Annotated in this window: 22 protein-coding genes; 5 read left to right on the top strand and 17 right to left on the bottom strand. The window is 68.6% G+C overall.

The window, feature by feature from the left end:
• Positions 1-14: 14 nt before the first annotated feature.
• The 5 genes from arcS to ACQUQR_RS09765 are packed head-to-tail and all read right to left on the bottom strand — an operon-like array spanning position 15 to position 5,829.
• On the bottom strand, positions 15-1,763 hold the full coding sequence (gene arcS, locus ACQUQR_RS09745) for an archaeosine synthase subunit alpha (protein WP_435196283.1): 1,749 nt from the start codon (positions 1,761-1,763) through the stop codon (positions 15-17).
• A gap of 35 nt (positions 1,764-1,798) precedes the next feature.
• Positions 1,799-3,001, bottom strand: a complete 1,203-nt coding sequence (locus ACQUQR_RS09750; RefSeq protein ID WP_435196284.1) for an LVIVD repeat-containing protein — start codon at positions 2,999-3,001, stop codon at positions 1,799-1,801.
• 37 nt (positions 3,002-3,038) lie between these two features.
• Complete coding sequence (gene tgtA / locus ACQUQR_RS09755) at positions 3,039-4,529, bottom strand: tRNA guanosine(15) transglycosylase TgtA (RefSeq protein ID WP_435196285.1); 1,491 nt, start codon at positions 4,527-4,529, stop codon at positions 3,039-3,041.
• Between the two features lie 51 nt (positions 4,530-4,580).
• Positions 4,581-5,138 carry an NUDIX hydrolase gene (locus tag ACQUQR_RS09760; RefSeq protein WP_435196286.1) on the bottom strand — a complete coding sequence of 186 codons (558 nt, stop codon included), beginning with the start codon at positions 5,136-5,138 and terminating at the stop codon, positions 4,581-4,583.
• Between the two features lie 22 nt (positions 5,139-5,160).
• Positions 5,161-5,829 carry a DUF502 domain-containing protein gene (locus tag ACQUQR_RS09765; protein WP_435196287.1) on the bottom strand — a complete coding sequence of 223 codons (669 nt, stop codon included), beginning with the start codon at positions 5,827-5,829 and terminating at the stop codon, positions 5,161-5,163.
• Between the two features lie 69 nt (positions 5,830-5,898).
• Between ACQUQR_RS09765 and ACQUQR_RS09770 the strand changes: the two genes are divergently transcribed.
• Together ACQUQR_RS09770 and ACQUQR_RS09775 are read left to right on the top strand one after the other, a co-directional pair.
• Entirely contained in the window at positions 5,899-7,494 is a 1,596-nt protein-coding gene (locus ACQUQR_RS09770; RefSeq protein WP_435196288.1) for a DUF3604 domain-containing protein, read from the top strand.
• Between the two features lie 93 nt (positions 7,495-7,587).
• Positions 7,588-8,469, top strand: a complete 882-nt coding sequence (locus tag ACQUQR_RS09775; RefSeq protein ID WP_435196289.1) for a twin-arginine translocation signal domain-containing protein — start codon at positions 7,588-7,590, stop codon at positions 8,467-8,469.
• Between the two features lie 10 nt (positions 8,470-8,479).
• On the opposite strand, the gene ACQUQR_RS09780 is transcribed toward ACQUQR_RS09775, so the two are convergent.
• From ACQUQR_RS09780 to ACQUQR_RS09835, 12 genes are all read right to left on the bottom strand, one after another.
• Positions 8,480-9,199, bottom strand: a complete 720-nt coding sequence (locus ACQUQR_RS09780; protein ID WP_435196290.1) for a hypothetical protein — start codon at positions 9,197-9,199, stop codon at positions 8,480-8,482.
• 116 nt (positions 9,200-9,315) lie between these two features.
• The gene (locus ACQUQR_RS09785) at positions 9,316-10,041 is read right to left on the bottom strand and encodes a sugar phosphate isomerase/epimerase family protein (RefSeq protein ID WP_435196291.1); all 726 of its coding nucleotides are present in this window, start codon (positions 10,039-10,041) and stop codon (positions 9,316-9,318) included.
• Complete coding sequence (locus tag ACQUQR_RS09790; protein WP_435196292.1) at positions 10,038-11,117, bottom strand: TrmB family transcriptional regulator; 1,080 nt, start codon at positions 11,115-11,117, stop codon at positions 10,038-10,040. Before ACQUQR_RS09790 ends, ACQUQR_RS09785 begins: the two co-directional genes overlap by 4 nt.
• Before the next feature lie 127 nt (positions 11,118-11,244).
• Positions 11,245-11,730 carry a hypothetical protein gene (locus ACQUQR_RS09795; protein WP_435196293.1) on the bottom strand — a complete coding sequence of 162 codons (486 nt, stop codon included), beginning with the start codon at positions 11,728-11,730 and terminating at the stop codon, positions 11,245-11,247.
• Positions 11,727-12,023 carry a toxin-antitoxin system TumE family protein gene (locus ACQUQR_RS09800; protein ID WP_435196294.1) on the bottom strand — a complete coding sequence of 99 codons (297 nt, stop codon included), beginning with the start codon at positions 12,021-12,023 and terminating at the stop codon, positions 11,727-11,729. The genes ACQUQR_RS09795 and ACQUQR_RS09800 overlap by 4 nt, the downstream gene beginning before the upstream one ends.
• Before the next feature lie 110 nt (positions 12,024-12,133).
• A complete protein-coding gene (locus ACQUQR_RS09805; RefSeq protein ID WP_435196295.1) occupies positions 12,134-12,589 on the bottom strand; it encodes a universal stress protein in 456 nt (151 codons plus the stop codon).
• A gap of 31 nt (positions 12,590-12,620) precedes the next feature.
• Entirely contained in the window at positions 12,621-12,818 is a 198-nt protein-coding gene (locus tag ACQUQR_RS09810; protein ID WP_435196296.1) for a hypothetical protein, read from the bottom strand.
• Positions 12,819-12,920: 102 nt separating this feature from the next.
• Positions 12,921-14,045: an ABC transporter ATP-binding protein gene (locus ACQUQR_RS09815; RefSeq protein ID WP_435196972.1), complete on the bottom strand. Its 1,125-nt coding sequence runs from the start codon at positions 14,043-14,045 to the stop codon at positions 12,921-12,923.
• 47 nt (positions 14,046-14,092) lie between these two features.
• Complete coding sequence (locus tag ACQUQR_RS09820) at positions 14,093-15,352, bottom strand: oligopeptide/dipeptide ABC transporter ATP-binding protein (RefSeq protein ID WP_435196297.1); 1,260 nt, start codon at positions 15,350-15,352, stop codon at positions 14,093-14,095.
• 6 nt (positions 15,353-15,358) lie between these two features.
• Positions 15,359-16,489, bottom strand: a complete 1,131-nt coding sequence (locus tag ACQUQR_RS09825; RefSeq protein ID WP_435196298.1) for an ABC transporter permease — start codon at positions 16,487-16,489, stop codon at positions 15,359-15,361.
• Complete coding sequence (locus ACQUQR_RS09830) at positions 16,476-17,486, bottom strand: ABC transporter permease (RefSeq protein ID WP_435196299.1); 1,011 nt, start codon at positions 17,484-17,486, stop codon at positions 16,476-16,478. The genes ACQUQR_RS09825 and ACQUQR_RS09830 overlap by 14 nt, the downstream gene beginning before the upstream one ends.
• Positions 17,487-17,495: 9 nt before the next feature.
• Positions 17,496-19,364, bottom strand: coding sequence for an ABC transporter substrate-binding protein (locus ACQUQR_RS09835; RefSeq protein ID WP_435196300.1), 1,869 nt, complete (start codon positions 19,362-19,364; stop codon positions 17,496-17,498).
• A 241-nt stretch (positions 19,365-19,605) separates the two neighbouring features.
• Here ACQUQR_RS09835 and ACQUQR_RS09840 point away from each other — a divergent pair, with 241 nt between their 5' ends.
• Genes ACQUQR_RS09840 through ACQUQR_RS09850 form a run of 3 tightly spaced genes read left to right on the top strand, consistent with a single transcriptional unit; the run spans position 19,606 to position 22,792 of the window.
• Positions 19,606-20,697: a Gfo/Idh/MocA family protein gene (locus ACQUQR_RS09840; protein WP_435196301.1), complete on the top strand. Its 1,092-nt coding sequence runs from the start codon at positions 19,606-19,608 to the stop codon at positions 20,695-20,697.
• Positions 20,698-20,699: 2 nt separating this feature from the next.
• Positions 20,700-21,668 carry a sugar phosphate isomerase/epimerase family protein gene (locus ACQUQR_RS09845; protein ID WP_435196302.1) on the top strand — a complete coding sequence of 323 codons (969 nt, stop codon included), beginning with the start codon at positions 20,700-20,702 and terminating at the stop codon, positions 21,666-21,668.
• Between the two features lie 2 nt (positions 21,669-21,670).
• Positions 21,671-22,792: a Gfo/Idh/MocA family protein gene (locus ACQUQR_RS09850; RefSeq protein ID WP_435196303.1), complete on the top strand. Its 1,122-nt coding sequence runs from the start codon at positions 21,671-21,673 to the stop codon at positions 22,790-22,792.
• The last annotated feature ends 19 nt before the right edge of the window (positions 22,793-22,811 follow it).

Here is a 22,811-nt window from a genome sequence, read left to right on the forward strand (position 1 = left end):
GCCTACGTCTCTCGTCAGCGCTCCTCGGTGTGGCGGACGTCCACCGCGATACCCCGAGTGGACTCGGCCATCTCGCGGCCGGACATCGCGGCCCGGCCGACGCCGAACGCCTTCGGCCCCTCGAAGACGATCTCGTCGCCCACCCGAATCGATTCCGAGGCGTCGATGATGCCCGGCGCGAGCACCGACCCCTGCGGGACGAACGCGTCTATCTCGACCCGTTTGGTGGGAACGTCGGAGTCCACCCACTGCCGGCCGCCTTCGAGCGTCAGCGAGAGCGTGCCGTACTGCGGGACGAGGGTCGCGAGCTGCTCGCCCTCGCTCATGACCCGCAGCGAGGGGTAGCGCCCCCCCGTCTGGATGTGGTCGCCAAAGAGTGCGTCGCCCGCGCCGTCGCCGAACTGGAAGTCGGCGACCGCACGGACGGTGTTGTGCTCGCGGGTGCGTTTCCGATACTGGTCGTACCCCTCCAGCGCGGCGTCGAGGTTCGCGAGCGAGGCGTCCGTCGTCGGGTGGTCCGCGACGGTGTACTGGAACGCGATGTCCAGCGACTCCTCGACGCGCTCGACGATGGGGCGGTAGTCCTCGGGGACGTGCGCGATGTACTGGGGGTAGTCGTTGCGTTCGAGGTAGCGTTCGAGGACGCTCGCGACGAACGTCACCTCGTCCTCGCTCCAGTCGCCCGTCACGACCGAGTCGTAGTGCTGGGCGGGGTAGGTGAGTTCGAGTTCGTTCGGGACAACTCCAATAGGAGAGGTCATCGAGACGATATGCCCACGATACGAGATGGCCCGCGAGTACTGCTTGTGGCTCTGTGACTCGCTGTAGGGCTTGCGCGCCGAGCAGGGAACCAGCACGAGCGGCGCGTCGAACCGGTTGCGGTACTGGGAGGTCACCCGGTCCGCGAACCGCTGGATCTCCACGCGTCGGAGCGACTCCTCGCTCGCGGCGAGCAGCTCCGAGCGCCGCTGGATCGGGGTGTGCTCCTCCAGATACGCGTACTGGCTGTCGAGCCGGCGGAAGAGGGCGGTGAGCCACGCCTCGTGGCGGGCCTGTCCCTCGATGTAGTCTCGCAGGCGGCCGCGGCGGACCCGCTCGCGGACCCGGGCGAGCTCCGCGGAGAGGGCGTTGACGTTGTGCTCGGCGCAGTCCTTCCGGGTGAACTCGGAGCGGGGCTTGCGGCAGGCCTCGCAGGCGCACGGGAGCTCTTCCAAGTCCTCGAGGAAGGACTCGCCGTCCGTGTGCTGGTAGAACCCCTCCAATCCCCTGATATAGGCCTTATCGGCGTCGAAGAGGTCGACGCCGGCCCACGCGAGCGTGGCGACGTTGGCGGGCGTGGCGACGCCCGGCAGCATGAGGGCGGTGTCCGCGGGAAGCGCCTCCTTCACCGAGAGCAGGGCGTCGACGAACGCGGCGGCGTGCCCATCCAGCCCGGGACCACCGGAGAGCACGTAGGCGTCCGCGCCGAAGTCCTGGGCCGTCTCCGTGCCGACGACGGCCGCGCTCGGGAAGTCGACGTCCTCGTACTGGACCTGAAACGCCTCCTGGACCTCCGTGGCCGTGCCGCCCGGGAAGCCGCGGTGGGGGAGCACGGTGAGCGTCGACTCGTCACCCTCGGGTGTCGGCTGGTCCTCGCGCCAGAGGCTCCCCGCATCGGACAGCACGTCGTCGACGAGCGCAGGGGTCACGAGCGGCTCCGAGAGGCGGAGCTCCCCGAGTCGCGCGGGGCCGTCCCGCTCGTGAACCTCGAAGTAGTCGGTCATGGGAGCGAATCCGAGACGGACGGCCAATAGGCTTCTTATCGGAGGCGGAAGACGTAGAGCCCCGTCCGCATGTCCGAGACGACGACGAGGTCACGGCGCTCGTTGTAGACCGCGGCCCACGCCCGCGGCGGGTCACCGGGGTCGATGGCCTCCGCCGCCTCGGCCATGTCGTTCGTCTCGTAGGTCGCCACGGCCGTCGGGGTCGTTGGGTCCGCGAGGTCGTAGACGACGAGTCCCTCCCGGTAGTCGCCGCTCACGAGCAGCTCTCTGGGCCCGAAATCGAAGTTGTGGCCCGTCCAGTCGAAGGCTTCCTCCTGCACCTGTGCGTTGGGAGAGACGACGTAGCCGATGGGCTCCGGTGTCCCCGAGGAGAGGTCGAAGACGTGTTTCCCGCCGGGGACGCCGAACGCGACCTCGTCGCCGACGACGGCGAGGTCACCGCGGCCCAGCGCGTAGTGGCAGTTCTCGAACGCCTCGACGCCGAGCCCAGCCTCGTCGGGCGTGATGCGCCCGGCGTAGTCGAACCGCATCGCCTCGACCGGGGCGAGGGGGTCGGAGATGTCCATGACGACGTAGCCGTCCAGCCCATCCCCGATGTACGCGAGGTGGGCGCGGTTCGTCGTCGCGTCGACGGTCACGTCGTGGAGGTCACCCCGGGGGCCGAACGCTCCCACCCGAACGGGGTTCCGCGGGTCGGAGACGTCCCAGACGTCCAGCCCCCCTGGCTCGTCCGCCTCGTTCGTCGCGTAGAGCACGGGCGCGGTCGGGTGGGCGACGAGGTTGTGGGTGGGCCCCGCCTCGAGCCGGGCGAGGACCACCGGGGACGCGGGCGTCCCCTCCGCGAAGCCGTAGTCGACGAGTTCGATGGCGCCGACCCCGTCGTCGTCGGTCGGCTCCATCGAGCGATAATACAGGCCGTCCCGGGGGTCGAACTTCACGTCCGGAATCCGGGTCTCGGGCGGCGCGGGGAGGACGTGTGCCTCCACGGGGTGCTGGTCGTCGTGGATGTCGACGAGGAAGGAGCCGCCATCGGGATCGGAGTGGCCCACGACGGCGAACGTCCCATCAGTACGCACGTCGACTTCGGCGTAGTCGCCGCGGGGGTCGGAGAGCAGCGACTGGCCGCGTTTGACGATCCGAGGAGGTTCGGGGCCGGGAATCGACGCCGCGACGCCCACGGCGCCCGCGGCGAGGGCCGTCGCGCCGATGAGCTGGAGGGTCCCACGTCGGGTGTACATAGCGAAGAATAGGACCCGCGGGCGGATGGCTTCGCGGCTACGTGTCGGAACCGCCGTCGCCCTCGCGGAGGTCGAGCAGGCCGACGGCGTCGGGGAGCGCGTCGAGCGCCGCCTCGGGCCAGTCGAAGTAGCCCACGGTGAACTCGGTCTCGGGGTTCGCCTCGACGAGCGCGCGGACGCCCGCAGCCGCGGCCTCGTACGCCGCGCGGTCGAACCGTTCCGGCGTCTCCGCGGTGAGGGGGTACGTCTTCGAGAGCGCGCGGGGGAACGGTCCGAACGGGGGGACCAGCCGCCAGGTCTCGTCGAAGCCGCCGTTGTTCCCGCCCTGGGTGAGCAGAACGGTCTCACCCTCGACCGGCAGCCGCGAGAGCCGGTCGTGGTGGCGTGTCACCTCCGGGCGACGGGCGCTCTCCGTCGAGACGTGGAAGAACGAGCCCTTCGAGACGGGGTCCGACGCTTCGAGCTGGTCCACGCCGTCGAGCAGGGCGCGGTAGCCGTCCAGCATCGCCGGGTGCGAGCGGGCGCGCTCCTCGACGAGTTCGAGGAGGTTCCCACTCCTGATGGCCTGTTTCACCCGGCGGAGCTCCTCGTAGGTGACGTGGAGGTTGTGCCGGGCGAGCGTTCGCTCCCGGGTATCGCCGTCAAGCGACCGCACCTCGTCCGGCGTGGTGTCGGAACAGACCGGACAGGAACAGGGGAAGTAGTCGAGATCGGCGAGCTTCTCGGTGCCCCGCACGGTCAGGTATCGGTCGTCGCGTGCATAGAGCGCGTAGGCCGCGGAGTCGAAGAGGTCACAGCCGGCGGCGACGGCCAGCGCGAACATCATCGGGTGGCCCGCGCCGAACAGGTGGACCGGGGCGTCGGCACCCAGCCCCCGTTTGGCAGCGAGGACGGCCTCCACCATCTCCGCGTACCGGTAGTCGTTCATCAGGGGGACGACGGCACCGACGGGGAACACGTCGAGGCTCGTGGAGTAGGCGTGTCTGGCCGCTTCCTCGCGGAGGTCGGGATAGGTAGAGCCCTGCACGGGTGCGTTGACGAGCATCTCGCCCACGTCGACGCCCTCGGCGATTTCCAGTCGCTGTTTGGTGGTGGCGAGGTCCCGTTCGGCCTGCTCCCGGGAGACGTCCGGCGGGGTCGGGATGTCGACGGGGGTCCCGATGTCCGACCCGATGTCGTGTTGGAACTGGAGAATCTCCTCGGTGGTGACGGAGATGTCGCCGTACTCCGCGAGCTGGAAGGAGCCCGAGTCGGTCATGATGGCCCCGGAGAAGTCGAGCAGGTCGTGGAGTCCCTCCGCCAGCGCCCGGTCGCGGAACTCGTCGGAGCCGTAGAAGATGTAGCCGTTCGTGATGAGGATCTGCGCCCCGAAGTCGGATTCGAGTTCGGCGGGCTCGATGGTCCGGATGTGGGGGTTGATGACGGGGAGCAGCGCCGGCGTCTCCACCGTGACGCCGGCTCTGGGCACCTCGAGGTCGCCGATGCGGCCGGCGCCGTCGAGGGTCCGCAGTTCGAAGCTGTCGCGCATACCCCGGCTAGCCCGGTCGCGGGTAAAAGCGGCGCGTTCGGCGCTCGCGGGCTACTCGCCGGCGAGCGCGTACTGGAGGACGGCGAGCGCAGTGCGGCCGTCCCGGAGCTCGCCCGCGAGCGCCCGGTCGCGGAGGTCGGCGAACGTCGTCTCCGAGACGCGGATGGACTCGTTGAAATCCAGCTCCTGTTCGCCCGTCGGCGCACAGCCACGGGCGACGAAGTAGTGGAAGACGGTATCCAGCAGGCCGTTCGCCGGCTCGTAGCTCGCGAGCGGTTCCATGCTCGCGGCCTCGTAGCCCGTTTCTTCTTCCAGTTCCCGGTGCGCGGCCGTCGTCAGCTCCTCGTCCCCGTCGAGCGTCCCCGCCGGCAGCCCGAAGTTCACCCGTCCCACGGCCTGGCGCCACTCCTCGATGACGACCACGTCGCCATCGGGGGTGAAAGGGAGCACCACGACGGATTCCGATTCCGTGACGAAGTGGAACGCCGAATCCGTCCCGTCCGGGAGGCGAACCTCGTCGCGCTGTACGTCGAACCCCGGACAGCTGTAGTCGATGCCGGAGGCGAGCGTCTCCCACGCGAGGCCATCGTCGGCGGTGGAATCGTCCATACCGGAACCTCACCGCGGGCGCCTAAAGGCTCTCCGAGGGCTCGCCGTGCGGGAACTCCGTCGTGAACTGCTGGAGCTCCTCCTCCGTGTCGGCCATCCCGGTGGTGACGAGCATCCGGATCCCCCGGCGGACGGGGAGGTCCGTCTCGTGGACCCTGGAGGCGGGGACGAGCACGAGCCGCCCCGCCGTCGGGTTCGGGCTGTTCGGCAGGAAGACGTTGTACACGTCCTCGCCCGCGATGCGCTCTGCGGCGCCGGGGGAGTCGCCCGTCACGAACCCCACCGAGTAGATCCCCTCGCGGGGGTACTCGACGAGGACGACCTGTTCGTAGCGGCTCTCCTGGGTGCCCAGCGCGTCCGCGACCTGCCGGACGCTGGTGTAGATGACCGAGACCAGGGGGATGAACCCCACCGCGCGGTCGAGCCCCCCGAACAGCCGGCGACCGAGGCTTCGCTGGGCGATGAAGCCCACCAGCGTGATACCGAGGAGGATGAGCACGACCGCGAGCGCCTGCGCTGCGAGTTCGACGTTCGCGGTGTAACGCGCCAGCCCGGCGGCTTTCGCCACGGGGTTGATGACCCCCGTGAGATAGCCGTAGCCGATGCGCAACACGAGGACGGTGACCGCGAGCGGTGCGACGAGCAGGGTTCCGGCGAGGAGACTCCCCTTCAGTTCCGTCCGGAGGTCCATGGGACCCAGAGAACCTGCGAGGGTAAAACAGTCAGGGCGCTTTTCTTCCCCCTCGGAGAAGAGGGGGGTATGCCCGGCCTCCGCGAGACCCTCGCCGTGTTCGCCGACAGTCGCCCCTCGCTGCGCGAGCTGTGGGCCAGCCGCACCGGGACGTTCACCGACGCACACGTCATCTGCCCCTCCACGGCCGTCGCGGGCGAGCGCGTGACCGCGAGCGTGCAGGCGTGGGACGAGTACGAACGGCTCCTGCCGGAGTTCGACGGGGCGTTCGCGGTGACGAGTACCGACGACGACGCGGAGACCCCCCGGCGACTCGCCTTCTCGGGAACCGGCATCGGCCGCGAGACCGTCGAGGTCACCTTTGGGGCCCCCGGCGTCCACTATCTCGTCCTCGAACGCGAGGGGGAGCGGTTCGTCTCGAACCCCGTCCGCGTCCACGAGAGCGACCCCGACACCCGCGTCTACTGGGGGGATATCCACCTCCACTCGAAGCTCTCGGATGGGGCGGGGACGATGGAGAAGGGGTACGCGTTCGCCCGCGACGTGATGGACCTCGACGTGGCCGCCTACACCGACCACGACACGATGGGCTTTTTCGTCCCCGCGCAGTGGCAGCGCCGGAAGATGCACCGGGGTGGGTTCGAACGCGCCCTCGACGCGGCCGAGCAGTTCAACGAGGAGGGCGCCTTCGTCACCCTCCCCGCCTACGAGTGGACCAAGCAACCCAACCGCGGGGGCCACCTCAACGTCTACTTCAAGCACTCGGAAGACGCGAAGCTGTTCGACTCGCTGGACCCGGAGACGCACACCTACCGCGACCTGTGGGACGCGCTCCGGGAGTGGCGCGACGCGGGCCACGACGTGCTGACGATCCCGCACCACCCAGCGGAGGCGATGTACCCCTTCGACTTCTCGGAGGCATACGACGACGAGTTGGCCCCCCTCGTAGAGGTGTACTCCCAGTGGGGCTCCAGCGAGCGTCGGGACGACAACCCCTTCCCGCTCGCGATGGGGCAGGGCGAGATCGGCGAGCCGGGCCACTACGTACAGGACGCGCTCGCCTGCGGCCACCGCGTCGGGATGCTCGCCAGTTCGGACTACCACGGGCCGTTCCCCGGCCACTCCCCCATCCACTGCGACCCACACCTCCCGAGCCTCCGCGAGTGGCGCGAGGACGGCATCGGCTGGGGCCACATCTGGCGTGTCTGGGACGAACGCTCCTATCCTGGGGGACTGGTCGCCTTCCGCGCCGCGGAGCGCTCCCGGGAGGGGATCTTCGACGCCCTGCAGTCCCGGGCCGTCTACGGGACGACCCAGCCCGCACGCCCGCTGCTCGACCTCGAGATCGACGGGGTCCGCGTGGGCGAGCAGGGGAGCGAGGTGGTCGCGGACGGCCCCCGCACCGTGCGCGTCCGCGCCCACGGGAGCGCGCCGCTCGCCCGCGTCACCGTCGTGAAGAACAACGAGCCGTGGCACGTCCACGAGCCCGACCAGGAGGGGTTCGACGGCTGGGGCTACGAGACGACGCTCACGGACGACACGCCGATCGAGGGGCTCAGCTACGACGCCGAGCAGGGGACCGACGCGGACGTCTACTACCTCCGCGTGCGACAGACCGACGGGGCCGCCGGCTGGTGTGGCCCGCTGTGGGTACACACCCCCTGACCGCCGCGAATCGCCCCGTCAGCCGTCGAATCCGGCAGTTTCCCCGGCATCCGCCCCCGACGTGTCATGCGGCGTGCCACCCCACCTGTGCGTATGGTCAATCGACGAGACGTACTCAAGCTGACCGCCGCGACGGGACTCGCGGGCGCCCTCGCCGGCTGTTCGGCCCAGGAGCCGACCGGAACACCCGAGCCCCCGACGCGAACCCCCCTTCCGCCCGCGGAGGATATCGCCCCCACCGTGGGCATCCGCACCCACCAGCGGTACGGGGCCATCCTCGTCGGCCCGAACGGCATGAGCCTCTACATGTTCACGCCCGACGAGGGCACGGAGAGCGTCTGTTACGGTGGCTGTGCGGAGGCGTGGCCACCCCTGCTCGTGGAGAGCCCCCAGCACGTCGTGCGGGGGGCCGGCGTCCGCGCGACGCTCGGCACCACCACCCGCACCGACGGGACGATTCAGGTCACCGCCAACGGGATGCCGCTCTACTACTGGTTCCGCGACGAGCGCCCCGGCGACGTGGACGGCCAGGAGGTCGGCAACGTCTGGTTCCTGCTCAACGGGGCGGGCCAGCCCATCATGCCCACCGTCTCCACCCGCGATATCGAGGGGCTCGGCCCCACCCTCGTCGACCCCCACGGGATGACGCTCTACATGTTCGTCCCCGACGAGCCACACGAGAGCACCTGTTACGGCGGCTGTGCGGAGGCGTGGCCACCCCTGCTCGTCGACGCGAGCCAGCGCCACGCCGTCACCGCCGGCCGGAACGTCACCGCCGAGCTGGATGCCACCCAGCGCACCGACGGGACGTGGCAGGTGACGGCGAACGGGATGCCGCTCTACTACTGGTTCCGCGACGAGAGCCGGGGCGACGCGACCGGCCAGGGCGTCAACGACGCCTGGTTCGTCCTCGACCCGGACGGCACCGTGGACCGGTCGGCCCCGCCCGCGACGGAAGAAACCGAGAACGAGTAGGGGACCGGGCTCACAGCTCGATCTCCCGCAGGTCGAGTTCGAGCCCCCGCACGTGCTCGTTGTACGCCTCGACGAACCCCCCGAACTCCGGGGCCAGCCGCCGCACTTCGGGGGCCCCCGCGGGCCCGTACTGCGAGACCAGATAGACGCCACCCTCCCCACCGACGCGGAGGTACGACGCGCGGTCCCCCTCCCACTTCAGCTCCCAGCGCGAGCCACCCACGCGAGCCGCGTAGCTCCCGTAGTCCGTCCCCTCGTACCGGTGGAGCTCCCCGGCCATCGTGTCGCAGACCGCTCTGATCGTCTCGGCGATGCGGTCCCGTTCGGCAACCACCGCCTCCGTGGATTCGAGTTCCGGGAACTCCGTATCGACCGAATCGAGCATCCCGTCGAGCGAGGCGACGTGCTCGTTGTACGCCGCGACGAACGCGTCGTAGTCCGCCATTGCCCGGGCGAGCTCCGCCGGTCCGGGTGGCTGTTTCGTGGAGATGACGTACACCTCCCCCCCGGATTTTCCCTTATATCTGAGGTATTCGAGATCGCCGGCCTCGTACTTCACCGTCCACTCCCCCCGCTTCGTCGAGAAGGAGCGCTGGCCGTAGTCACCGCCCTGCAGTCGCGCGAGTTCGTAGGCGATGCGCCCCGCGTGCTCGCGGACGCGGGAGACCACCTCGTTCCTGCGTTCGGCGGCCACGTCGGCACCCACGATGTCGGCGTCGAGTCCGTCCATTACCGGAGGGTGGGTTCGTGACCGGATAAGGGGTTTGGCACGACCGGTCGCGGCTGCTCGCGGTTGTACAGGAGCGTCTTCCCGGAAAGGGATATGAACGCTCTCGCCTATCGCAGCTACCAGTACTCCTCGACGAACGCGGCCGCGCGGTCGAGCGTCGCGTACGAGTCGGGGGCGTGTTCGGCCTCGTAGATGAGCCAGTCGACATCGTGGTCCCGCACCGCCGCAACGGTCGCACCGAGGTCGAGATCGCCCGCACCGACGGGGGCGGGAGCGGCCGCCGCGGCGTCGTAGTCCTTCAGGTGGACCAGGTCGATACGGTCGCCGTAGCGGTCGAGCAGGGCCAGCGGATCGTAGCCAGCGACGCCCGCCCACCCGAGGTCGAGCTGGAAGCCGACCTCGGTCAGCGCCAGCAGCGCGTCGAGCGCGCTCCCGTCGCCGAGCGTCCGGAACTCGTGGTCGTGGTTGTGGTAGTTGAGCTGGCAGCCGTGGGCTCCGACCGACCGCGCGATGCTGTCGAGCCGGTCGGCCGCGGCTGCCACCGCCGACCGGGAGTCGAACACCTCGGGCGGGAGCCACGGGACGGTCAGCTGCCGGCAGCCGAGGTTCCGGTACGTTCTGGCGACCGCGTCGGTCGATTCGAGCGTCTCCAGTCCGACGTGGGCACCGGCCGCAGCCAGCCCGTGCTCGTCCAGTGCGGCCGCCACGGCCGCCGGCTCCGTCCCGCCGAGGCCGGCGAACTCGACGCCGTCGAACCCGGTTCGGCCGACCCGGTCGAGGACGACCGGCAGCGGGTCCTCGATGCCGTGCAGACTGTACAGCTGGAAGGCGATCTCGGTCATGGTTCCACGCGGAGCGTGACCGAAGTGGCCTCGTAATCCTCGATGAACGAGCCCGGCCCGCCGACGCTGACGACGCCGTCGTCGGTCTCGAGACAGAGGCTGGTCTCCAGCGTGAAATCGTTCGTTCCCGGCTCGACCAACGCCTGTCTGACCTCGGTCACCCAGCCGGTGATGCGTTCCCCGTCGTCGGTCTCGACGTCCGCCCAGAGGTCGGTGCCCGCGTGCTGGTGGAGCACCGCGTGGAGGGTGGCCTGTCGGAACCACGCGAACGTCCGCGGGAGCGAACACGGCTCGGTCACGAACACCTCGGTGGCCGCCGGCCAGTAGGCGCTGAGGTAGAGCCCCAAGATCGCCCCGGCGAGCCCGGTCTCGGAGACCGAGACGGCGTCCTCCGTTTCCTGCGTGCTCGCCAGAATGTTCGCACTGCCGACCATCGCCGACTCCCCGTCCACCGCGTAGACGAGCGGCAGGCTCTCACTCCAGCAGCGGACGACGTCCGCGACACCCGCGAACCGTTGTGCATCCCCGTCGTGGGGGTCTCTCTTTCCGATCAGCAGGAAGACGAGCACGCCGCGTTCGACCGCGGCCCGCAGTTCCTGCTCGATAGATGGGAAGACGTGTTCCGGCACCGCGACGGCGATCTCACTGGTGGCCTGTGAGATGGAGTTCTGCAGGTGCTTGAGCGCCGTCCGTCGCGACTTCACCATCTGTATCTCGGGAGCCTGCGGCTGGATCTCGTTGTACCGCTCGTCCAGCGCGGGCGTCATCGACTCCAGCCGCGCGGAGAGCGACGAAATCGCCTCGTCGGGCGGGACGGCACGGATGGTCGTCGGCGACGCGTGGTCGTTGACGCGAACCAGTCCCCGGTTCTCGAGCCGCTCGGCGATGTCGTAGATCGCCCGCTGGGTGACGCCGGCGTCCTCCGAGACGGTGCTCGTGGTCGCCTCACCCCGCGACAGGAGCGCGAGATACGTAGCGATCTCCGTGTCGGAGAGCCCCAGAACACGCAACTCCTCTTCGAGCACCACCTCGTCTCGGTCGTCGGGGGGCTGTCCCCGGTCGTCGGATGTTGTCATCGTATGTGTTCGTTGTACGCCGTTATTCATATACTCCGATAGCGTTTTCGGGAACGGAAGAGAACGTTGAGACGAACGATTGACCTCCTCCCGCGCCTGAAGACGGGGATATGCGCTCGCAACTGTATCAGGCCGGTGATGACGTGGCCGACATGAGGTCATCACCTGGATGCGGGAACGGCAGTTCGATATCCAGCTTCTCATATGGAAGGTACGGGCGCTTCGACTGCCCGCGTTCCTCGACGGCGATCAGCCCGTAGTCCTCCAGCTCGTTCACGTTCTGGAGCACCTCTTTCGGGCCACGGTCGACCGCCCGCGCGAGTGCCCGGATACTCTCGGGTTCGTGGCGGGCGATTGCGTCGAGCAGTTCGAGGTTCGTCTCCCGCAGGACCCGTCCGAGGGTGGCGAGGCTTTCAACGCGGAGGACGGGGTCGGAGTCTGCTTCGACCTCCTCGCCCGCATCGAGCGCTTCGAGTACGTCATCAAGCTCCGAGCGGTCGTCCTCTGCATCCAGTAACCGGATATGGAGCGTTCGGCCTTCGGGATCGATTGGGTGGGTGTCGGTCATGTGGATCACCGTGAGCTGGGGGCAGGCGACGTGGCGTGGCGTCACCAGTCCTCGCGCTTCTTCGGCGGGAGTGCCGCCCGGAAGCAGTCGTTGAGGAACACGAACCCGGGGAACTCGATCTCGAACGTCCGAGCGCCGAGATGGAGTTCGTGAGGGCCGTGGTGGTTGTCGAACCGGATGATGGGGTGTTCCGCACCGGCTTCGCCGTAGTGGAAGGCGTATTTCACACCGGTCGGGAAGCGGTCAGACTGTGGGATACGAAGCAACCGGACCTTGACGATCTCGCCGTCGTCGTAGGCGAGTTGTTCGTCTCGCACCACGGTCACGTCGTCTGTCATCCCTATATGTAGGGATGTACCCCTACAGAATAAGCGTTGGGGCGAATCCCCACGGTAGAATATCGTACTGCTCTCGGTCGCCACGGCGGGGCCGTGGTAGTGAGGGAGGTCTAGCTCATCGAGACGGTGACGTATCCGTCGAAGGTGAGGATGACCCGCTGGGTACGGTCGCCGAAGACGGCCTTCCCGGTCGGCGAACGACGACGCCCCGAGAGGAACACGTGGTCGCAGCCGGTACGGGTCGCGAGGTCGAGTATCGCGTCGGCCTGCTCGCCCGTCTCTTGGACGGCCGTGTGGAGCTCGTATTCGACCGCGGGGGCGAGGACATCGTGGGCAACGTCGGCAACGTCTCCGAAGACGCCCTCTCCGATGTCGTCCACGTCGTACGTGGTGTGTTCGATGCGACCGATCTCCGCCAGCGTCTCCTCGACCGCTTCGTACTCGTCTGGCGTCGCGAGCGCGAGGACGACGATCTCCGTGTCCTCGCCCACGGCGAAGGCTCGGGCCCGTTCGAGTAGGTGCTGTTCGCGGCTCGGTTCTTCGACGACGACGAGTGCTCGTGACATGGTGTGTGTTGGTGTTGCTAGTTGGGTTCTGTTAGGCCAGTTCCTCCAGTGGGTCCCAGTCGAGGGCGATGAACAGCGCGGAGCCGAGGAACATCACCGACAGCATCCCGAAACTCAGAAGCGAGACCGTGTAGCTCCCGGTACCGGGCCGGATGAAGGGGGTCGAGAGCCCGAGCAGGACGAGGAGGACGGCGCTCGACCCCAGGAAGGCACGCCAGATGGCCGTCACGCGGGACCACCCCGGACGGCGGCGTGCGGAGCGCAGGCGTCGCAGTCGGCGTCGAACCGGGTGCCAGCCGCGCAGCCATCGAGAGCCCCGTCGGAGCCCATCTCACTCGTCCTCCGAGGGGAGTTCGACGCCGTCGGTTCCCTCCAGGGGGTCGCTGTCCCAGTACGCGTGGTCGGGGTCGGTCCGGTGGCAGGCCGCACAGTGGGTGCCGGGGGCGCCCGCCGCCTCGTCGAGGTCGGGTGCCTCGCTCGTGCAGACCGCGCGGGCCTCGGGACACCGGGTGTGGAACCGGCAGCCGGAGGGCGGGTTCACCGGGTCCGGGATGTCGATGGACCGCACCGGCGGGTCGGCGATCTCCTGCTGGCTCGGGTCGAGGTTGGCGGTCGCCCACCGCAGCACCTCGGAGTAGGGGTGCTTCGGGTCGCCAAGCACCTCCTCCGGCGGCCCGATCTCGACGAGTTTCCCGAGATACATGATGCCGATGCGCCCGTCGGCCTTCTCCGCGAGATAGCGGGCGTTCGACAGCATGTGCGAGATGAAGACGAAGGAGGTGTCGAACTGCTCTTGCAACTCGAGCAGGAGGTCCATCGTCTCCACCCGCAGCGAGACATCGAGCGCGCTCACGGCCTCGTCGGCCAGAATGACGTCCGGGTTCATCAACAGGGCCCGGACGAGCGCGATCCGCTGTTGTTCACCCCCGCTCAACTGGTGGGGGTACCGGTGGGCGTAGTCGGCGGCCGGCTCCATCCCGACCCGCTCCAGTAACGCGAAGATACGCGCCCGGCGGTCTTCGGTGGACATCTCGGGTTGCCACCGCTTGAGCGGTGTCTCGAGCGTCCGCAGGACCGTTCGGTTGGGATTGAGCGACGCGCCGGGGTCCTGGTGGATGATCTGGAGCGACTTGCGGATCTCCTCGTAGGGGACATCCACGTCGCCGCGGCCGTCCTTCGCGGCCCAGACGTCCTGGCCGCGGTAGGTGACGCGCCCCTCGGTCGGGCGTTGGAGACCGATCGCGGCCTTCCCGAGCGTGGTCTTGCCACAGCCGGACTCACCGACCAGCGCGATCACGTCGTTCTCCGGGATGTCCAGCGAGACGCCGTCGACGGCGTGAACCCGTGGCGCGTCGGTGAAAAGCGAGTCGAGGAGCCCCTGTTCCTGCTCGAAGCTGATGGAGACGTTCTCCAGCGAGACCACGATGTCGTCGTCCCCGCCGCCCGCACTGCCCAGTCGTCCAGCGTCATCCCCGGCCGCGTCCGGGGCCTGTTCGGGCTCGCTCACGACTCGAACACCCCCTCGGCGTCCATCGGGACGGCATCCGCCGCCTGCTCGTGGTGATAGCAGGCCGTCCGGTGGCCGTCGCCGACCTCGAACCACGGTGGCGGTGACTGGTGGCACTCCTGGGTTGCGAGCGGGCACCGTGGTGCGTAGTGGCACCCGTCCGGGACGTGCGCGGGATTGGGTGCGGTTCCGTCGATCGGCCGCATCGTCGAGAGCGGTGCGTCGAGGGTCGGGACCGCCTTCAGCAACGCCCGCGTGTACGGGTGTGCGGAGTCGCGTACGACCTGGTCGCTGGGGCCGACCTCCGCGAGCTCGAACGCATAGAGGATGGCCAGCCGGTCGGCCAGCCCCGCCACGAGCGGGAGGTCGTGGGTGATGAACAGGATGGTGAGGTCGTACTTCTCCTGGATGTCGTCGAGCAGGCTGAGGATGGAGCGCTGCATCAGCAGGTCCAGCGCGGCAGTCGGCTCGTCCATCAACAGCACCTGCGGCTCCAGCACGAGCGAGAGGGCGATGAGCGCCCGCTGGCTCATCCCCCCAGACAGCTCGTGGGCGTACGCGTCGAGCACGCGGTCGGGGTCGAGATAGAGGTCCGCCAGCAGCTGTCGAGCCCGCTCCATCCCGGCCTCGACATCGTAGTCGTGCGCCTCGAGCGTCTCTTCGAAGTGGCCACGGATCGTCATCGTCGGGTTGAACGACGAGAGTGCGCCCTGGAACACCATCGAGATCTCCTCCCAGCGGAGCGCTCGAAGGCGCTCGTCCGAGAGGTCGAGCACGTTCACCGGCTCCGCCCCCGGTTCGGGGTAGTAGCGGATCTCGCCGGTCGTGATGCCCGGCTCCTCGACGGCGTCCATCATCGCGTTGGCGAGCATCGACTTGCCCGACCCGGACTCGCCGACGACGCCGAGGATCTCGCCGCGGTGCAGGTCGATGTCCACGCCGTCGAGCACCATCGCGTCACGGTGTTCGAGGTCGTAGGTGACGCTGACGTCGCGGACCTCGATGATGGGGTCGGCGTCGTCGCGGTCGGTGGTGGTCTCGGCGCTCGGGTCGGTGGTGGTCTCGGCGCTCGGGTCGGTGGTGGTCTCGGCGCTCGGGTCGGTGGTGGTCTCGGCGCTCGGGTCGGTGGTGGTCTCGGCGCTCGGGTCGGTGGTGGTCTCGGCGCTCGGGTCGGTGGTGGTCTCGGCGCTCGGGTCGGGGACAGAGGCGGAGCCAGCGCCCGCCTCCGATACGGGGTCGTCGGTTGGTCGTGACATATCAGATCAGAGTCCTCCGGTCGTGGTGGTCGTTCCGCCCGATTCGTCGTCGCCGTCACCCTCGATGGACCTGGCGTGGCGGGCGCGGACGCGCGGGTTGAAGATGCGGTCGGCACCCTGTGCGAGCAGCGTCAGTCCAAGCGCGAGGATGATGATGGTCAACATCGGCATCAGCAGCCAGTGGAACGCCGCCGCCGAGGAGGTCGCCCCCGCTCGGTTGACGGCTGCGTTCATCATCACACCCCAGTTGACGCTGGTGTAGGGGAGTACGCCCAGGAAGTAGAGCCCGACGGAGCCGAAGATGACGGCCCGGGCCTGCTGGACGAAGTTCATCGTGATGTACGGCATCAGGTTCGGGACGATATCGCCGAGGATGATCTGTGGGGTCCCGATCCCCATGACGCGTGAGGCTTCGACGTACTCGGCGTCGCGCAGCGTGAGGACCTGCGAGCGGATGGCGCGGCCCAGCCCCGCCCAGGCGTTCACCGTGATGAGCACGCCGATGACGGCCGGGTTCCCCTCGATCTGTAGCGCCGCCGCGAGCACGATGGTGAGCGGCAGCCCCGGGATGGTCATCATGATGTCCGTCACGGTCATCAGCCCGCTGTCGATGCGACCGCCTTTGTAGCCGGAGACGGTGCCCACGACCGTCCCGAGCACGACCGTGAACACGGCCCCCGAGGCGATCATCACGAGCATCGACGGGGTAGCGTACACCAGCTGGGAGAGGATGCTGACGCCCGAGGTGGTCGTCCCGAGCGGGTACTGGAGCGTTCGAAACGCGCCCACCAGCAGCGGCCCCTGGTTGGGGCGCGGTGCCGTGATCAGCAGCGGGCCGACCAGCCCCACAAGCAGGTAGGCCAGCACGATCGACACGCCGACCCGGGCACGCCAGTCGTCCCAGACGATGCGTGCCGGGGCGAGCACCTTCTCGTCGAGCCACTGTCGGCGGCGCTCGGCGGCACTCATCGAGACGTCTGCCACCCGCTGGAAGTCGCCGACCGTCGAGCCGCCGTCGGTCGCGACCGGCCGCTCGCCGAGCGCGGCCACGACCGGGTCGGTGTCGTTCTCCGGGGCGGTGTCACCGTCCGGGGCGGCCGCGTCGGTCCCCGGGTGGGGGTCGTCAGTACGCTTCACGCGAACCACCTCCCTTGGCGCGGGGGTCGAGCCAGCCGTAGGTCAGGTCGGCGATCGTGATGCCGATGACCATCGCGACGGTGATGAGGATGAACCCGCCCATCATCAGCGGATAGTCCCGGGCGTTGATCGCCTGGATGAGGTAGAACCCGACGCCGGGGTACGCGAAGATGTTCTCGATGATGACCGCGCCGCCGAAGACGGTGCCGATGGCGATCATCAGGCCCGTGTACATCGGCAGGATGGCGTTGCGTGCGACGTAGCGGAAGCCGATCCGCCGCGTCGAGAGGCCGCGGAGCCGGGCCACCCGGAGATAGTCCTCGCCGAGCACGCGGATGCTGTTGCCGCGCATGTTCAGCGCCCACCCGCCGAACCCGACGACGGCCATCGAGAGGATGGGCAGCGCTCCGTGGTAGAGCACGCTCGCCAAGAACGGGACGTTGAACCCGGGAGTCAACGCGGAGGCGTACCGGCCGCCGGTCGGGAACAGCTCGAACCGGTAGCCGAGGAACGCGACCGCCAGCAGCGCGACGACGTAGTTGGGCGTGGAGTTGAGGACGAGGCCGACGCCCGTGCTGGCCACGTCGAAGGTCGACCCCTCGCGGTAGGCCATGAACGCGCCCAGTGAGACGCCCACGGTGAACGCGAGGAACAGCGCCGAGGCCGTCAGGAACACCGTCCACGGGATGGCCGGGCCGATGACGGTCGACACCGGCTCCTCGTACCAGATGGACCGGCCGAAGTCCCCCTGGAGGATGGCGGTCATGTACTCGACGTACTGGACGTAGAGCGGCTCGTTCACCGCGATGTTGGTCTGCGCGGCGATGCGGCGGTTGATCTCGCCCATCGACATGCTGCTTCCCCCTTGCTGGATCATCTGTGCCCGCAGGTAGTCGAGCGGGCCGCCCGGGAGCAGCCGGATGAGGCCGAAGCTGGCCGACACCACCACGAAGACGGTGAGCACCGATTGGCCGAGCCGTTTGACGAAGTAGCTCACGGAGACTCACTACTCCGATGCGGTCGACAGTGCGCTCACCAGCGACGCGGGCTCGAGGCTCTCCTGCTCGCGGGTCTCCGCGTGGAGGACCGGTGCCGAGAACTCCGACGGGAGGTTCCAGGCGTTCTTCGCGTCCCAGCTGTCGTAGAGCCACTTGAAGTGGAAGTACGGGTGCGACTGGTCGTACGACGCCCAGCCCTGGAGGCCGACGACGAAGTTCCCGTTGGGGTAGTCCTTCCCCCAGTACGTCGAGGTGTCTTTCATCCGGGACTCCGCTTCGATACCGAACTGCTTGAGCTGCGAGACGACGGTCTCCGCCCCGGCGACCCAATCGGAGAACCCGGCGGGGCCCTTGATGGGGAGCGTGAGCGGCTCGCCGTTCTTCTGCCAGGTGCCGTTCTGCTTCTCGTAGCCCGCGTCACGGAGCAGCTGTGCGGCCTGGTCGGTCTGGGCGGTCCCGCGGCCGTAGGTGTCGAACTCCTCGACGACACCCTCAAGCCACGTGCCCTCGATCTGGCCGTTGAACTCCCCGGTCAGACCGCTCGGATACGTGACTGCGATCTTGGAGTTGGTGCCAGCGCCGGAGTTCTTCGCGACCGCCTCCCGGTTGACGACGTGCGCGATGGCCTTTCGCACGCGGGGGTCGTCGACCGGCGACTCGTCGAAGTTGAACACGAGTCCGAGCCCCCAGTGGCGGGGGATGAGGCTGACCTGCACGGAGTCGGGAAGTTGACGGAGCTTGTTCGCAGGCATGAACAGCGTGGCGGAGCCGTCCGTCTCCTCGTTGATGAGCGCGTTCCAGCGCTTCTGGTTGGACGGCATGTACAGGTACTCCATCTCGGCGAAGTTGATGGTGCCCGCATCCGGATGGTCGTCGTACTCCGTGAGGAGCGTCCGCCGCGTGTCCGCGTCCTCGAACTGGAACGGCCCACTGCCGACCGGTTCGGGAACGGTCTTGCTGGTGAGATCGCCCAGCGCCGACGAGCGCGCCTCCTTCGAGCTGGCCTCGTCGAGCCGGGTGACGAACTCACCGTAGGTACCGCCGTGGGCGACGAGATACTTCGGCTGGAGGTAGGCGAGCAGGATTTCCTCGTTCACCGGCTCGACCAGCGACAGTTCGACGGTCGTCTCGTCAGTCGCGACGACCCGCTCGGAGACCGTCCCCTTGTCGTCCGGTGCGACGAACTGACCGAGCGACCCGCCGTTGTAGATGTCGAGTTTGATCTGGTTCGCCACGTCGGTGGCGGTGACGGCGTCGCCGTTGTGCCAGGTCTGCCCCTCCCGAACTGACAGGGTGACCGTCGTCCCGTCGACCGACCAGTCGGTGATGAGATACCCCGAGTACTCCTGTGTGGCGAGGTTGTACTTCATGAACCGGTCGAACAGCATCCGCCGCGGCTCGGCGAAGTTCTTCCCGTTCCAGGGGTTGTACTGGGAGTCCTGGGGGACGGCCCACTGGGCCATCGTCAGCCGGTCGTCGTCGGACCCCTCCACGGCCGACCAGGCACCCGACCGCGGCAGCCACTCGGTCGGCCAGTAGAGCTGGTTCTTCGGGCTGCTCTTCGAGGGGACGTTCCAGTCGTCGGTCGTCTGGAACGACTGGGCGAGCTTCTCCTGGAGCGGCAACACCGGGAGCGTCTGGTTCGTCACGTACGCGAGTTCCTGGATCTTCCGGAGTGCCTCGCTGTCGACGTCGATCGGCGTCGCGGTCTCCGACGGGGTCCCCGCGGTCTTGGACGTCGGTGAGCTCGTCCCGGCCGACTGGCGGCCGCCACACCCTGCGAGCCCCGCTGCGAGACCGGTCGCACCCATCGCCCTGACGAAACGACGACGTGAGAGCAGCGAACGGTTCCCATTACCATTGTCATCATCGAACATGGTTCGTTCCAGCTTGTGAGACACTCCCACAAAAACATTCTGGTAGAATATCTTCTTCGAGATTTCAAACAGATTTATGCGATCACCCCTGCGAATCACTGACGATGACCGTGAACCACAGCACCACACGACAAGAGAACACGAGACGAGTCGGGCGGAGACAGCCATATTCGGAGGATGTCGCGCCCACACCACGCCCGGCCGCGGCCGACGGTCGCGCGGTAGCCCGAGAGGTGGGGCGATGAGCCAACCCACCCGACCACGGATCGGCATCGTCGGCCTCGGGAACATCGGATTCGTCCACGCCGAACGCATGCAGGCGCTGGACGCGGAGCTCGTCGGCGGGATGGACATCCAGGCCGAGGCCCGCGAGCGGTTCGCCGCCGAGTTCGATGCCGCGGCCTACGCCGACGCCGAGGCGCTGTTCGCGGACGTCGACGCCGTCATCGTGACGACGCCGAACCGCTTCCACGAGGAGTACGCCGTCGCCGCACTCGAGGCCGGACTGGACGTCCTCATCGAGAAGCCGCTGGCGCACACGCTGGAGAGTGCACAGCGCATCGCGTCGGCCGCGCGGAGCGCCGACGGGTTCTGCATGGTCGGGTTCAACAACCGGTTCAGCAACGCTGCGAGGGTGCTCAAGGAGTATCAACGAGTCGGACGGCTGGGTGATGTCACCCACGTCGAAGCCAACTACCTCCGGCAGCGCGGTATCCCGGGCCGGGGGTCGTGGTTTACGAGCGCCGACGTCGCCGGCGGCGGCTCGCTCATCGACATCGGCGTCCACGCGATCGATCTCGCCCTGTTCTTCCTCGATTTCCCCGACATCGTCGAGGTCACCGGCGTCACCCGGTCGCAGTTCGGCGGCCGCGACGACTACGCGTTCGTCGAGATGTGGGGCGAGGACACCGGGCCAGTTGGGTTCGATGTCGACGACTCGGTGAGCGCCTTCCTTCGCTGTGCGGACGGCCGGACCGTCTCGCTGGAGGTGGCGTGGGCGGCGAACCGACCGCCGAGCGACGAGTTCTACGTCCGCGGCACCGACGCCGGGGTTCGGTTCGACCGCGGCGAGCAGTCGCTGACGCTGTACGAGACCCGGAAGGCCGGAGTCGACCACCTCGTAGAGAGCGACATCGAGACCCAGACGGGCCACACCCACGAGGCCGAGCAGGCCGTGTTCCTCGACGGCGTCCGCGCGGGCGAGCATCCCGGCTGCAACACGGTGGAGGAAGGGCTCGCCGTCCAGCGCGTCATCGACGCGATCTACCGGTCCTCGGAGACCGGACGGACGGTCGAGTTGAACGCCGACGCGCCGCTCCCGGGGGGTGACTGACAGTGGACATCGGGGTTCTCACGGTGCCGCTCGGTGACCGCCCGCTCGACGATGCGCTGGCGTACCTGTCGGAGCTCGGGGTCGGCGCGGTCGAACTCGGCTGCGGTGGCTTCCCGGGCCAGGACCACCTCGACCGCCGCCGCCTGCTCGACGACGCGGACGCGCGGGACGACCTCCGCGCGACGCTCGACGAGTACGGCCTCCGTATCAGTGCACTGGCCACCCACAACAACCCGCTCCACCCCGACGAGGAGCGGGCGGCGACCGCGGACACGGAACTCCGTGAGGCGATCGGACTCGCCCGGGAACTCGACGTCGGAACCGTCACCTGCTTCTTGGGGCTCCCGGCCGGCGGGCCGAACGACGAGGTGCCGAACTGGATCACCGCACCGTGGCCATCCGAGCACGCCGCGGCCCTGGAGTACCAGTGGGAGGTCGCCATCGAGTACTGGACGGAGCTCGGGGCGGTCGCCGCCGACCACGGTGTCGACCTCGCCATCGAGATGCACCCGAACATGCTCGTCTACGAGCCGACCGGGCTGTTGAAACTCCGTGAGGCGACGAACGAGCGAATCGGCGCGAACTTCGACCCCTCGCACCTCTACTGGCAGGGGATCGACGTGACCGAGGCGATCCGCGTGCTCGGCGAGGCGGACGCCATCCACCACGTCCACGCGAAGGACACGCGGGTGTACGACGCGAACGCGCGGGTGAAGGGCGTCCTCGACACGACCGACTACACCGAAGAGCGCGACCGCTCGTGGCTGTTCCGCAGTGTGGGCTACGGCCACGGGGAAGCCCACTGGAAGGACGTCGTCTCGACGCTTCGGATGGTCGGCTACGACGGCGCGCTCAGCATCGAACACGAGGACTCGCTCACCTCCTCACGCGAGGGACTGGAGAAGGCCGTCGACCTGCTCCAGCGCGCCGTCTTCGAGACCGAGCCCGGCGACGCCTACTGGGCCGAGTGACGATGCCGGGAGACACCATCTCCGTCGGCGTCCTCGGCTACCGGTTCATGGGCCGGGCCCACGCGAACGCGCTCGCTCGCCTGCCGATGTTCTTCCCCGACGCGCCCGACGTGGAGCGGCACACCCTGGTCGGCCGCGACGAGGACGCACTCAGTGACGCCGCCGACCGCCTCGGGTTCGCCCACACCGCGACGGACTGGGAGTCGGTCGTCGACGACGTGGACGTGTTCTACAACCTCGGGCCGAACCACCTCCACGCCGACCCGTCTATCGCCGCGCTGGAGGCCGGGACGCACGTCCTCTGTGAGAAACCGCTGGCGCGAAAGCTGGCGGAAGCCGAGCGGATGCGGGCGGCCGCCGCCGCGAGCGACGCCGTCGCCGCCTGTGCGTTCAACTACCGGTTCGTTCCGGCCATCCGCTACGCGAAAGGGCTCATCGCGGACGGGAAACTCGGCGAGATCCGGCAGGTCCGCGGCCGCTACCTGCAAGACTGGCTGGTCGACCCCGATACCCCGTGGAGCTGGCGCAACGACGCGGCGCTCGCGGGCAGCGGCGCACTCGGCGACCTCGGCGCACACACCGTCGACCTCGCGCGCTTCCTCGTCGGTGAGCAGGTGGGGGCGGTCGAGACGGTGTCCGGCACCCTCCGGACGTTCGTGAACGAGCGGCCCGTACCCGACAGCGACGAGCGTCGCCCGGTCACCGTCGACGACGCCTACACCGCACAGGTCGAGTACGCGTCCGGAGCCATCGGCACCTTCGAGGCCTCGCGCGTCGCCGACGGCCACAAGAACGACCACACCATCGAAGTCCACGGCTCGAAGGGGAGCCTCCGGTTCTCGCTCGAGCGCCTGAACGAACTGGCGTTCAAAGGCGAGCACCACCGCGGCTACGAGACGATCCTCGTCACCGACGAGTCGGACCCGTACGTGGACCACTGGTGGCCGCCCGGCCACGTCCTCGGCTGGGAACACACGTTCGTCCACGAGAACTACGAGTTCCTCTCGGCCGTCGCGGCGGACGAGACGTTCCACCCCTCGTTCGAGGACGCCTACCAGGTACAGCGCGTGCTCGACGCCGTCGAACGGGCCGACGAACGGGGGGAGCGCGTGGCGCTTCGGTAAGAGATGGACCGACCCGGAT

This window comes from Natronomonas sp. EA1, assembly GCF_051195035.1.
Classification (GTDB): Archaea; Halobacteriota; Halobacteria; order Halobacteriales; family Haloarculaceae; genus JBNTJV01.